At 70.5% G+C, this 11,877-nt stretch carries 12 protein-coding genes; 1 reads left to right on the top strand and 11 read right to left on the bottom strand.

The window, feature by feature from the left end; all coding sequences use genetic code 11:
* Positions 1-27: 27 nt before the first annotated feature.
* The 7 genes from ACZ5CW_RS12455 to ACZ5CW_RS12485 all read right to left on the bottom strand — a co-directional run bounded on the left by ACZ5CW_RS12455 (position 28) and on the right by ACZ5CW_RS12485 (position 6,767).
* A complete protein-coding gene (locus ACZ5CW_RS12455; protein ID WP_468600606.1) occupies positions 28-288 on the bottom strand; it encodes a hypothetical protein in 261 nt (86 codons plus the stop codon).
* Between the two features lie 90 nt (positions 289-378).
* Positions 379-1,407, bottom strand: coding sequence for a helix-turn-helix transcriptional regulator (locus tag ACZ5CW_RS12460; RefSeq protein WP_468600311.1), 1,029 nt, complete (start codon positions 1,405-1,407; stop codon positions 379-381).
* 14 nt (positions 1,408-1,421) lie between these two features.
* Positions 1,422-2,399 carry a helix-turn-helix transcriptional regulator gene (locus tag ACZ5CW_RS12465; protein WP_468600313.1) on the bottom strand — a complete coding sequence of 326 codons (978 nt, stop codon included), beginning with the start codon at positions 2,397-2,399 and terminating at the stop codon, positions 1,422-1,424.
* A gap of 136 nt (positions 2,400-2,535) precedes the next feature.
* Entirely contained in the window at positions 2,536-2,907 is a 372-nt protein-coding gene (locus tag ACZ5CW_RS12470) for an FKBP-type peptidyl-prolyl cis-trans isomerase (RefSeq protein ID WP_468600315.1), read from the bottom strand.
* A gap of 87 nt (positions 2,908-2,994) precedes the next feature.
* Entirely contained in the window at positions 2,995-3,993 is a 999-nt protein-coding gene (locus ACZ5CW_RS12475; RefSeq protein ID WP_468600317.1) for an FKBP-type peptidyl-prolyl cis-trans isomerase, read from the bottom strand.
* A gap of 143 nt (positions 3,994-4,136) precedes the next feature.
* The gene (pafA, locus tag ACZ5CW_RS12480; RefSeq protein WP_393740629.1) at positions 4,137-5,498 is read right to left on the bottom strand and encodes a Pup--protein ligase; all 1,362 of its coding nucleotides are present in this window, start codon (positions 5,496-5,498) and stop codon (positions 4,137-4,139) included.
* 9 nt (positions 5,499-5,507) lie between these two features.
* On the bottom strand, positions 5,508-6,767 hold the full coding sequence (locus ACZ5CW_RS12485; protein WP_468600320.1) for an MFS transporter: 1,260 nt from the start codon (positions 6,765-6,767) through the stop codon (positions 5,508-5,510).
* Between the two features lie 157 nt (positions 6,768-6,924).
* Between ACZ5CW_RS12485 and ACZ5CW_RS12490 the strand changes: the two genes are divergently transcribed.
* Positions 6,925-7,941: a LacI family DNA-binding transcriptional regulator gene (locus ACZ5CW_RS12490; protein ID WP_468600322.1), complete on the top strand. Its 1,017-nt coding sequence runs from the start codon at positions 6,925-6,927 to the stop codon at positions 7,939-7,941.
* A gap of 64 nt (positions 7,942-8,005) precedes the next feature.
* Here ACZ5CW_RS12490 and prcA read toward each other — a convergent pair whose 3' ends face one another.
* The 4 genes from prcA to dop form a co-directional block, all read right to left on the bottom strand.
* Complete coding sequence (gene prcA, locus ACZ5CW_RS12495; RefSeq protein WP_468600324.1) at positions 8,006-8,743, bottom strand: proteasome subunit alpha; 738 nt, start codon at positions 8,741-8,743, stop codon at positions 8,006-8,008.
* 59 nt (positions 8,744-8,802) lie between these two features.
* Positions 8,803-9,648, bottom strand: a complete 846-nt coding sequence (gene prcB, locus ACZ5CW_RS12500) for a proteasome subunit beta (protein WP_468600608.1) — start codon at positions 9,646-9,648, stop codon at positions 8,803-8,805.
* A gap of 270 nt (positions 9,649-9,918) precedes the next feature.
* Positions 9,919-10,137 carry a ubiquitin-like protein Pup gene (locus ACZ5CW_RS12505; protein WP_199893821.1) on the bottom strand — a complete coding sequence of 73 codons (219 nt, stop codon included), beginning with the start codon at positions 10,135-10,137 and terminating at the stop codon, positions 9,919-9,921.
* A 172-nt stretch (positions 10,138-10,309) separates the two neighbouring features.
* Positions 10,310-11,821, bottom strand: coding sequence for a depupylase/deamidase Dop (gene dop, locus ACZ5CW_RS12510; protein ID WP_468600326.1), 1,512 nt, complete (start codon positions 11,819-11,821; stop codon positions 10,310-10,312).
* Positions 11,822-11,877: the final 56 nt, after the last annotated feature.

The raw sequence follows: 11,877 nt of genomic DNA on the forward strand, positions 1-11,877 counted from the left end.
CCGTCCCGCGGTGCGGAGCGCAGCCGCCTACACCGTGGAGTGCAGGCGCAGGGTCCGGACCCCGCCGCCGGTGAGCAGCTCGACGATGCGCTCACCGGCCGGCTTGCGGACCGAGACACCGCACTCGGGACAGGTGAAGGAGTAGAAGGTCGTCCGGCTGCTGGCGCCGATGGCCAGGCGCAGGGCGCTCGCGGCGAGTTCGAAGCGGCCCCGGCAGTCCGGGCAGCCGGCCCGGAACATCACGGGGACCACTCTCCTCATCCCGGCGAAGGCGGCCGCCACCGTCATCTCACCCGCACCGGACACCGGAGAGTCGCTCAAAGCCCTCGCTCCTCGTTCTCTAGTCGTTCGCCTGCGGGGCGCCGCGGCCCCTGCGGCTCACTCCTGCCTCTCGCCCTGGCCGTCGGCATCCCGCACCGCCTCCGGCGGGGTGTCGTACGCCGCCAGCGCCTCACGGGCCGCCCGGCGGGCGCTGTCGGCCAGGTCGGGCGGGGAGACGATTCGGCCGTCGCGGCCGAGCCGCAGCGCCAGCCGGCGCAGGGAGGCCGGATCGGGGGTGCGCAGAGTGATACGCAGCCCGCCGTCGGGAAGCTCATCGGCGCTGTCGTGCGGGTAGTACTCGGCGACCCAGCGGCCGCCGGGGCCGACCTCGACGACGACCTCCGGGTCCTCGGCGGCCGGCTGCACCAACGCCTCCGACAGGTCCCGCAGCTCGATCTCCGGGGGCGCGGAGGGCTCGTCGAGGATCCTGATCTCGGCGACCCGGTCGAGCCGGAAGGTGCGCCGGGCCTCGGACCGGCGGCACCAGGCCTCGACATAGGTGTGCCCGACGCTGACCAGCCGGATCGGGTCGATCTCGCGCTCGGTGACCTCGTCGCGGGCCGGGGAGTAGTAGCGGATCCACAGCCGGCGGCGCTCGGAGATGGCCCGGTCGACGTCGGCGAAGACCCCGCCCTCCGACTCGAAGGTCACCGACAGGCGGGAGCTGGCGCCGGCGGCTTCACCGGCCGCGGCCTCCACCTTGGCGGTGGCCCGCAGCAGGGCCTGGCGGTCGCCCTCCCGAAGCCCCGGCAGGGTGGAGACCGCGCGGGCGGCCACCAGCAGTGCCGTGGCCTCGTCGGCGGCGAGCCGTAGCGGCTCGGCCGCCTCCTCGCCGAGCGCGGCCGGGTTGTGCCACCAGATGCGCTCGCCGTCGGTGTCGATGTCCAGCAGGTCGCCGCCGCGGAAGCTGGTGCCGCACATGGGCAGCAGATCGAGATCGGCGACCAGCTCGTCCTCGGTGATGCCGAAGGCGCGCGCGACGTCCGCGATCCGGGCGCCGGGGCGCTCCCGGAGATAGGTCACCAGGGAGAGCATCCGCCGAGTCTGGTCGATGGCGTTCACGGGCCTGGCCGGTTTGCCTGCCACAGTCCTGCTCCCCCTCAGCCCTTGGCCACGGCACGCAGCCGGTCCACCACGTCGGCCCGCAGCTCGGCCGGCTCCACGACCACCACGTCCGGCCCGAACTCCACCAGCCAGGCGTCCAGGCCGTGCCCGTACGGAATCTCCAACTCGTCCCAGCCGTCGCCGAGTTCCCGGACCTCGGTGGCCTTCGCCCGAAGGGGGTAACCGGCGCCGGAACGCAGCCGGATCAGCGCCGAGCGGTCGGCTATCTCGCCCGCCCAGCCCGCGACGGTCTCGCGCACGGTGACGACGTCCGGCACGGGCGCGGTGAAGCCCGTCCCCCGGGAGCGGACCCTGCCGGTGATCCGGGAGAGCCGGAAGACACGCTCGGCGCCCCGGTCGCGGTCGAAGCCGGCCAGATACCAGTGGCCGCGCCAGCACTCCAGCGCCCACGGCTCGACGTGCCGGGGCCCGGGGTGGGCGGCGGACGCCTTGCGGTAGTCGAAGACGACCGGGCGGCGGTCGCGGCAGGCCAGCATCAGCGGCTCGAAGGCGGCCTCGTGCACCGGGATGCGCGGCTCCAGGGCGCCGTGCGCCTCGTACGGGTCGACGTCCTCGGGGAGGCCCGCGGCGCGCAGCTTCTGCAGGGCGCCGCTGGCCGCCCCGGCCAGCCGGGCCTGCTGCCAGACCTTGGCGGCCAGGCCCAGGGCGGCGGCCTCCTCGGCGTCCAGGGTGATGGGCGGCAGCCGGTTGCTGTCGCGGCGGGCGAGGTAGCCGACCTCGCCGTCGAGGTTCTCGACGGTCTCGATGACCAGGCCCAGCTCGCGCAGATCGTCCTTGTCCCGCTCGAACATGCGGTTGAAGGAGTCCTCGGATCCGGCCGCGCCCCTGTCCGGCCTGACCGCCTCGACGTAGGCCTCAATGGAATCGCGCAGCTCGCGCTTGCTGAGCGGGCGCCGGGTGCCGAGCAGGCACAGCGCCAGGTTCATCAGCCGCTCGGCCTTGGCAATGGCCATCGACGCCCTTCGCCTCCCCTATGGTGCTTACCAGCGATGACCGTACCGCCCCGCGGTGCGGTGACAAAAGCCGAGGGCCCATGCCCGAACAGGCATGGGCCCCAGGTGATCGGATCCGGTCGGACCCGCCGGTGGATCAGACCCCGAGCAGGTCCACCACGAAGATCAGGGTCTCGCCGGGCTTGATCGCCGGGGTCGGGCTCTGGTCGCCGTAGGCGAGGTGGGCGGGGATGGTCAGCTCGCGGCGGCCGCCGACCTTCATGCCCTGCACGCCCTGGTCCCAGCCCTGGATGACACGGCCCGCGCCCAGCGGGAAGCGGAACGGGGTGCCCCGGTTCCAGCTGGCATCGAACTCCTCGCCGGTGCTGAAGGCGACGCCCACGTAGTGGACGGTGACGGTCTGGCCCGCCTGCGCGACCGGCCCGTCGCCCTCCCAGATGTCCTTGATCTCGAGGTCCGCCGGGGGCTCGCCGCCCGGGAAGTCGATCTCGGGCTTCTCGATGCTCACGTCAAAAGCTCCTGCTTGTGTACGACACGAAACGCCGACAGTCTTTCATCCCGGGGGCTCCCCCGCCCGCCACGGGCGCACCGCGCGCTACATCGCGGCGAGGATGTCCACCGTGAACACCAGGGTGGAGCCCTTCTCGATCACCCCGCCGCTCGGCGGCTTGTCGCCGTAGGCCAGCTCCGGCGGTACGACGACCAGGACCCGGCTGCCGATCTTCTTGCCGGTCAGGCCCTGCGCCAGCCCCTTGACCGCCTGCTGCATCTGCTCGATCGAGAACTGGCTGAGCCGGCCCGAGCCATAGGTCTGCTGAAACGTCTTGCCACTGTCCCAGACCAGGCCCTGGAACTGGCAGAGGACCGTCTGGTCGGCCTTCACCGCGGCGCCGTCGCCCTCCAGCACATAGGTCGCCGCGAGCTTCTTCGGCGGGTCCGACTTGGGGATGGTGACCTTGGGCACCTTGCCGTCGGTGTTGGTGGCCACCTTCGGCAGCGCGGCGTCGTTCTGCGCGACCGGCTTGCCCTTGGCGGAGCTCTTGGAGTTGAAGGACTCGATCAGGTCGATGACGAACACCAGGGTGTCCGTGCCCTTGATGCCCGCCTGCGGCTGGCCCGACTTGCCGTAGCCGTACGTCGGCGGCACGGCGATCTCGATCCGGCTGCCGGTCCGCTTGCCCGCCAGGGCATAACGCCAGCCGTCGATGATGGTGCCCTGGGCGAGCTGCATGAGCAGCGGGCGCCCCCGGTCGTAGGAGTTGTCGAAGACCTTGCCCGTGCTCCAGATCTGGCCCAGGTAGTTCGCCTGGATGAACTCGTTCTCCGCGACCTTGGGGCCGCTGCCCGCGATCACCGTCTTCACCGCGAGGTTCTTCGACGGCTCCCCCGGCCCCTTGGCGACGGTCGGCTTCTCGCCGAACTTCACTCCCGCCGTGATCGCCGGCAGCGGTCCGTCCACCATCTTCGGCGGGGGCGCGCTGGAGGGCGACGCCGAGGCGCCGGCCTTGCTGGAGTCGGACTTGTCGTCACCGCATCCGGCGAGTGTGACCAGTCCTGCGGGGAGAGCGGCGAGGAGGAGTGAGCGTCGGCGCACGGAAGAGCCTCGTAATCGGTCGATCTTGCGGATTGGCGTGCGCGCAACTCTACGACGGGAGAAGGGCGCCGTACGGGAAACGTACGGCGCCCGTGTTGCGTTCCGGCATTTCGGTGCGGAAACGCTTGACTCACATACCTTCGTCACATTCCGGCGATGAGCTTCTCCACCCGGTCGTCCACCGAACGGAACGGGTCCTTGCACAACACGGTGCGCTGTGCCTGGTCGTTGAGCTTCAGGTGCACCCAGTCGACGGTGAAGTCCCTGCGCTGTTCCTGTGCCCGCCGGATGAAGTCGCCGCGCAGCCGGGCCCGCGTGGTCTGCGGTGGTACCGACTTGCCCTCGAAGATCTTCAAGTCGTTGCAGATCCGGGCGGCTTGCCCCTTCTTCTCCAGCAGGTAGTACAGGCCACGACGGCGGTGGATGTCGTGGTAGGCGAGGTCTATCTGGGCGACCCGCGGGTGCGACATCGTCATGTTGTGCTTGGCCCGGTACCGCTCGATGAGCTTGTACTTCATGACCCAGTCGATCTCGGTGGCGATCCGGTCCAGTTCCTCGGTCTCGATCGCGTCGAGGGTGCGGCCCCACAGCTCCAGGACCTGCGCGACCGTACCGGTGCGGATGCCCCGGCGGTCGCAGAAGTCCACGGCCTTGTCGAAGTACTCGCGCTGCACCTCCAGCGCGGAGGCCTCCCGGCCGCTGGCCAGGCGCACCTTGCGCCGGCCGGTGATGTCGTGGCTGACCTCGCGGATCGCCCGGATGGGGTTCTCCAGGGTGAGGTCGCGCATCACGGTGCCCGCCTCGATCATGCGCAGCACCAGGTCGGTGGCGCCGACCTTGAGCAGCATGGTCGTCTCGGACATGTTCGAGTCGCCGACGATGACGTGCAGCCGGCGGTAGCGCTCGGCGTCCGCGTGCGGTTCGTCGCGGGTGTTGATGATGGGCCGGGAGCGGGTCGTCGCCGAGGAGACGCCCTCCCAGATGTGCTCCGCGCGCTGGCTGACGCAGTACACCGCGCCGCGCGGGGTCTGCAGCACCTTGCCCGCGCCGCACAGCAGCTGCCTGGTCACCAGGAAGGGAATGAGGATGTCCGCGAGGCGGGAGAACTCCCCGTGCCGCGCCACCAGATAGTTCTCGTGGCAGCCGTAGGAGTTGCCCGCCGAGTCGGTGTTGTTCTTGAAGAGGTAGACGTCGCCCGCGATCCCCTCCTCGTGCAGGCGTCGTTCCGCGTCCACCAGGAGTCCTTCGAGAATGCGCTCGCCGGCCTTGTCGTGGGTGACCAGTTCGGTCACGTTGTCACATTCGGGTGTCGCGTATTCCGGATGTGAGCCCACGTCGAGATAGAGCCGGGCGCCGTTTCGCAGAAAGACATTGCTGCTGCGGCCCCATGACACGACACGGCGGAAGAGGTACCGCGCCACCTCGTCAGGAGACAGGCGGCGCTGTCCCCTGAACGTGCACGTGACGCCGTACTCGTTCTCCAGCCCGAAAATGCGGCGGTCCATGAGTGAACATTACGCCCGATCCCCTGAGCTGAAACGGGGTTCGGCAGCACGATTTGGATCATTTTCCGATGAAGCCGCAACGACCGCGCCTCGCGCGGGAGCTGCGAGGACCCCTCCGGTGGCGAGCAGGACCAGCAGGGACACGGCCCCCGCCGCGCCCGGCAGCGCGAAGCCCCACAGCGTGCCACCGGCCTGGACCACCGGCCCGGCCAGGCCCGTTCCGACCGAGGCGCCCACGGTGAACGTCGTCACAAGCCAGGAGAAAGCCTCGGTGACGGTGCCGGCCGGCGCGTGCCGGTCGACGATGATGAACGCACAAGCGATGCAGGGCGCCAGGAAGACCCCGGAGACCACGCTGAGCAGCACCATGGCGACCGGGCCCGGCATCAGCATCAGCGGCAGGTAACAGACCGCCAGAAGCGCCACCAGCCCCCGCAGTCGCCGCTCGGGCGCACCGGCCCACCGGCGGGCGCCGTACACCGTGCCGCCGGCCAGCGCCCCGAGGCCCAGCCCGGCCATCAGCCAGCCGTAGACCGCGTCACCGCCGTGGCCGTCAGCGTACGACACCGAGGCGACCGTGATGGAGCCCAGCGCGATGCCGACGAACAGGAAGGCGGCGAGCAGCGCCAGCAGGCCGGGCGAGCGCAGGGCTCCCAACCAGTGTGCCTCGCGCGGCTCCGAGCGCCACGCGCGCGAGGGCGGCGAGAGGACCACGCAGAGCGCGCCCAGCACGCCCAGCAGGTTCAGCACGAGCAGGGCGGCACGCTCGTCCCACACGGACACGCACAGGGTGACCAGCAGCGGCCCGACGGTGAACATGATCTCCTGCGCGACCGCGTCCATGGCGTACGCGGTGTGCACCTGCTCCTCGCGGCGCAGCACGGACGGCCACAGGGCCCGCAGACCGCCCTCGAGGGGCGGGGTGAACAGGCCGGACGCCGCGACGGCCGCGTAGGCGAGCGGGAGCGGGTCGGTGCCGCAGAGCGCGAAGACCGTCATGGAGAGCGCCGCGAGGACCGCGGCGGGCAGTTGCACACGCGGCTGGCCGTACAGGTCCACGAGCCGGCCGAGCACCGGCTGGCCGACGGCGTTGGCCACGCCGTAGACGGCGGCGAGGGCGCCGGCGAGACTGTAGGTGCCGCCCTCGGCGCGCACGAACAGCACCAGGGCGATCGCGGCGGTGGCGTTGGGCAGCCGTCCCACCAGGGTGCCGGTGAGCAGCCGCAGCGCGTGCCGCGCCCGCAGGATCTCCAGGTATCCCGTGGCCATGTCCTGCCTTCCAGTGGCTCGCCCGGGACGCTCGGCGACCCGAAGTGTTACGTATAACGTCCCCTCCCATACGTACCATGTGCGCTGTTCACACGTCCAGACGAGGCGAACGACCGGAAGAGCCGGAAGAACACTCGAGAAGAGGAGCACGACCGCGGTGGTACGCAGCAGCACGCGCCCGACCAGCCGGGACGTCGCCCAGGCGGCCGGGGTCTCCCAGGCCGCCGTCTCGCTCGTCCTGGGCGACAAATGGCGCGGCCGGGTCTCGGAGGCCACCGCCGAGCGCGTCCGGGAAGCCGCCCGCGACCTGGGCTACCGCCCCAACCTCGCCGCCCGCAACCTCCGCCTCGGCCGCACCCGCACCGTCCTGCTCGTCGTGCCGGCCCTGACCACGGAGTTCTTCGCCGGCGTCTACACCGGCGCCGCCCGTGTCGCCGCCGAGCACGGCTTCGGCGTGGTGCTCTACCCCTCGCCCGAGGGCATCGGCCCCGCCCGCGACCCCTTCGCCTCCGCACAGGCCGCCCTGGACGGCGTCATCGCCTCCTCCATGGCGGCCGACGCCCTCACCGCGATCCGCGGCGACCAGCTGCCCCTGGTCATGCTCGACAGCGACCCCGAGGGCAGCCTGGGCGCCGCCACCGTGAACCTGGACATCGCCGACGGCGTCCGCCAGGTCGCCGAGCACCTGCTGGGTCTCGGCCACCGCCGCGTCCTGCACCTCGCCGCCGACGTGCCCTCCTGGACCTTCGAGATGCGCGCGCGGGAGCTGACCGCGCGGCTGGCCGCGGTCCAGGGCACCGAGGTCCGTACGGCCGCCGCCCCCATATCGATCGAGGGCGCCCTGGCCGCCACCGAGACCGCCTTCACCGCTCCCGGCCCCCGTCCGACGGCGGTGGTGTGCGACGACGACAAGCTCGCCGCCGGCGCCTACAAGGCCCTGCGCCGCCTCGGCCTGCGCGTGCCGGAGGACGTCTCCGTCACCGGTCTGGACGACCTCGCCCTGGCCACCGCGCTCGATCCGGAGCTGACGACCGTCCGGCTGGACGCCGAGCTGTTCGGCGAGCGCGGCATGCACGCTCTGCTCGCGGTCCTGGAGGGCCGGGAGCCCGACCGTGAGGACATCCCCGTCGACCTGGTCGTCCGGGGCTCCACGGCGCCGCCACGGGCGGCCTGAACGCCGTGTGCCCCGGCCGGAGGAAGCGGCCGGGGCACACGGACACGGGAAGCGGGGCGACGGATTACTCCTCCTCGGAACTCTCCGCCTCGGTGGCCGCGCCGTTCGCCTCCAGCAGGCGGGCCAGCTGACGGCCGACGACACGCTTGAACTTGCGCTTCTGCGGGCGCGTGCGGTCCAGCACCGCGACCTCGAGGCGCTCGGCGGGGATCTCCCGCTCACTGCCGTTGGTGTCCCGGGACAGCGCCTGCACGGCCAGCTTGAGCGCCTCCGCGAGGCTCATGCCGTCCTGGTGGCGCTGGTCCAGGAAGCCGCTGATCTGCTCGGCGTTGCCGCCCACCGCGACCGAACCGTGCTCGTCCACGATGGAGCCGTCGTGCGGCAGCCGGTAGATCTGGTCGCCCTCAGGGGTCTCCCCCACCTCGGCCACCACCAGCTCCACCTCGTAGGGCTTCTCGGCCGCGGAGGAGAAGATCGTGCCCAGCGTCTGGGCGTAGACGTTCGCCAGGCCCCGGGCGGTCACGTCGTCCCGGTCGTAGGTGTAACCCCGCAGGTCGGCGTAGCGGACACCGCCGATGCGCAGGTTCTCGTACTCGTTGTACTTGCCGGCGGCCGCGAAGCCGATCCGGTCGTAGATCTCGCTGAACTTGTGCAGCGCACGGGACGGGTTCTCACCGACGAACACGATGCCGTCGGCATACTGCAGCACGACCAGGCTGCGGCCCCGGGCGATGCCCTTGCGGGCGTACTCCGCCCGGTCGGCCATGGCCTGCTGAGGTGAGACATAGAACGGCGTCGACACCGGTTATCCGTCCCTTTCTGTCATGGTCACTGGATCACCTTCGAAAGAACCGCGCGCCCTCAGAGCAGGGCGGCCTTCGGGCCGTCCGGCTCCTCCAGACGCCGCTGGAGCACCGCGCGGGAAAGCCCGGAGGATTCGTCCTCCGAGAGCCGGCGGAAGCCGTCCTCGGTGATCACGGTGATGATCGGGTAGATCCGGCGGGCGACATCGGGACCACCGGTCGCCGAGTCGTCGTCTGCCGCGTCGTAGAGGGCCTGGACCACCAGCGTGGTGGCCTGCTCCTCGGACAGGTCGTCACGGAACAGCTTCTTCATGGCGCCGCGCGCGAAGATCGAGCCGGAACCCGTAGCCGCGAAGTTGTGCTCCTCGGAACGGCCGCCCGTGACGTCGTAGGAGAAGATGCGGCCCTTCTCCCGGTCCACGTCGTACCCCGCGAAGAGCGGGACGACGGCCAGACCCTGCATGGCCATGCCGAGGTTGGAACGGATCATCGTCGACAGCCGGTTCGCCTTGCCCTCCAGGGACAGCTGAGCGCCCTCGACCTTCTCGAAGTGCTCCAGCTCCAGCTGGAAGAGCTTGACCATCTCCACGGCGAGACCGGCGGTGCCGGCGATGCCGACGGCCGAGTACTCGTCCGCCGGGAAGACCTTCTCGATGTCCCGCTGGGCGATGATGTTGCCCATGGTCGCCCGGCGGTCACCGGCGAGCACCACGCCCCCGGGGAACGTGACGGCGACGATCGTCGTCCCGTGCGGCGCCTCGATCACGCCCTGAGTGGGCGGCAGCTGCCGGTTGCCGGGCAGCAGCTCGGGCTGCTGCTCGGAGAGGAAGTCCATGAAGGACGAGGATCCTGGCGTCAGGAAGGCCGCTGGCAGACGCCCGGTGCCACGAGTATTGGCTTCCACAAGTTTCCTTCCACATAGGCGGCAGTCCGGCGGGCAAGCCCGGGACCACTCTCCCCACTTGCCGATGGCCGAATTGCAGTTGAAGCACGGTATGCCACGGACCTTACCCGGCTCGTGGCGGTGATCCACATGCCCGGCCCGAGCCTTTCCCGGCCACGAAGACTGCCCGCGGCCCGGACTCCTCCGGCCGCGAGCAGTGCTCCCTCGACCGCTCGTTGGCCACTCACCACTTCCCCACCCTCGAACCTGGGATTCGAAGGTAAATGCGGTCTACTGCCCACCCTTTTGCACGAAGGAACGCACGAAGTCCTCCGCGTTCTCCTCCAGGACGTCATCGATCTCGTCCAGGACGGAGTCCACGTCGTCGCTCAGCTTCTCGTGCCGCTCCTTGAGGTCCTCCGAAGCCTGCGCTTCCTGCGCCTGCTCCTCGACCTCCTCGGTGGAACGCGTCGCCTTCTGCTGACCGCCGCCGGTGTCCTTGGTTGCCATAACCCTCACCCCGCTCAGTTCGCCTGCCGATCGGTGATGATCAGACCCTACAAGCCGGGTCCGACATCGGCCCCGCAGTTTCCACAACGTGCGGGGGCCACCTCGATGATTCCCGGGCGGGGGGATTTCCACCCTGCCCGCCCGGGGCGCTACGGGTACCCGCTGATCACGCTCAGCCGCCCGACAGGACCCTGACCAGGTCTTCCGCGGTGCGGCAGCGGTCCAGCAGCTCCTTGACGTGATTTCGCGTTCCGCGTAGTGGTTCCAGGGTTGGGACGCGCTGCAGCGAATCCCGGCCGGGCAGATCGAAGATCACCGAGTCCCAGGAGGCGGCGGCGACGTCGTCCGCGTACTGCTCCAGGCAGCGGCCGCGGAAGTACGCGCGCGTGTCCTCCGGCGGCTTCGTACGGGCCCTGTCGACCTCGGCCTCGTCCAGCAGCCGCTTCATGCGTCCGCGGGCCACCAGGCGGTTGTAGAGGCCCTTCTCGGCCCGTACGTCGGCGTACTGGAGGTCGACCAGGTGCAGCCGGGCGGCGTCCCAGTCGAGGCCGTCGCGGCGCCGGTAGCCCTCCATGACCTCGCGCTTGGCGACCCAGTCCAGCTCGCCGGCCAGGCTCATGGGGTCGTTCTCCAGCCGGGTGAGGGTGTCCTCCCAGCGGCCGAGGACGTCCTTGGTCTGGTCGTCGGCGTCGGCGCCGTACCGCTCCTCGACGTACTTGCGGGCCAGCTCGAAGTACTCCATCTGCAGCTGGACCGCGGTCAGGGTGCGGCCGCTGCGGAGGGTGACCAGGCGCTTCAGCGAGGGATCGTGGGAGACCTGGTGCAGGGTGCGTACCGGCTGGTCGACCGCCAGGTCCACCGCGATGAACCCGTCCTCGATCATGGAGAGGACCAGGGCGGTCGTGCCCAGCTTGAGGTAGGTGGAGATCTCGGAGAGGTTGGCGTCGCCGATGATGACGTGCAGGCGGCGGTACTTCTCCGCGTCCGCGTGCGGCTCGTCGCGGGTGTTGATGATCGGGCGCTTGAGCGTGGTCTCCAGGCCCACCTCGACCTCGAAGTAGTCCGCTCGCTGACTCAGCTGGAAGCCGTGTTCGTGGCCGTCCTGGCCGATGCCGACGCGGCCGGCGCCCGCGAAGACCTGGCGGGAGACGAAGAAGGGCGTGAGGTGGCGCACGATGTCCGAGAAGGGGGTCTCCCGCTTCATCAGGTAGTTCTCGTGCGTGCCGTAGCTGGCGCCCTTGTTGTCGGTGTTGTTCTTGTACAGGTGGATCGGCTGGGCGCCGGGGAGCTGTGCGGCCCGTTCGGCCGCCTCGGCCATGATCCGCTCGCCGGCCTTGTCCCAGAGGACGGCGTCGCGGGGATTGGTGACCTCGGGGGCGCTGTATTCGGGATGGGCATGGTCGACATAGAGGCGTGCACCGTTGGTGAGGATCACATTGGCCAGGCCGATGTCCTCGTCGGTGAGCTGGCTGGCGTCGGCGGCCTCCCGGGCGAGGTCGAAGCCTCGCGCGTCCCGCAGCGGATTCTCCTCCTCGAAGTCCCAGCGGGCCCGTCGGGCCCGGTGCATCGCCGCCGCGTAGGCGTTGACGATCTGGGACGAGGTGAGCATGGCATTGGCGTTCGGGTGGCCGGGGACGGAGATCCCGTACTCCGTCTCGATGCCCATTACTCGCCGTACGGTCATGCGGCCCTCCTTGCCCGGCGGCACCCTCGGTCGTGGGCGCCGCTCAAGTACCGCTG

The sequence above is a fragment of the Streptomyces sp. NPDC031379 genome (assembly GCF_055569615.1).

What these genes read in the sequence shown, in the direction of transcription:
- pafA (WP_393740629.1), bottom strand. Translation starts at nt 5,498, where the DNA reads ATGGACCGCCGCATTTTCGGGCTGGAGAACGAGTACGGCGTCACGTGC.
- dop (WP_468600326.1), bottom strand. Translation starts at nt 11,821, where the DNA reads ATGACCGTACGGCGAGTAATGGGCATCGAGACGGAGTACGGGATCTCC.
- ACZ5CW_RS12455 (WP_468600606.1), bottom strand. Translation starts at nt 288, where the DNA reads ATGACGGTGGCGGCCGCCTTCGCCGGGATGAGGAGAGTGGTCCCCGTG.
- ACZ5CW_RS12465 (WP_468600313.1), bottom strand. Translation starts at nt 2,399, where the DNA reads ATGGCCATTGCCAAGGCCGAGCGGCTGATGAACCTGGCGCTGTGCCTG.
- ACZ5CW_RS12485 (WP_468600320.1), bottom strand. Translation starts at nt 6,767, where the DNA reads ATGGCCACGGGATACCTGGAGATCCTGCGGGCGCGGCACGCGCTGCGG.
- ACZ5CW_RS12505 (WP_199893821.1), bottom strand. Translation starts at nt 10,137, where the DNA reads ATGGCAACCAAGGACACCGGCGGCGGTCAGCAGAAGGCGACGCGTTCC.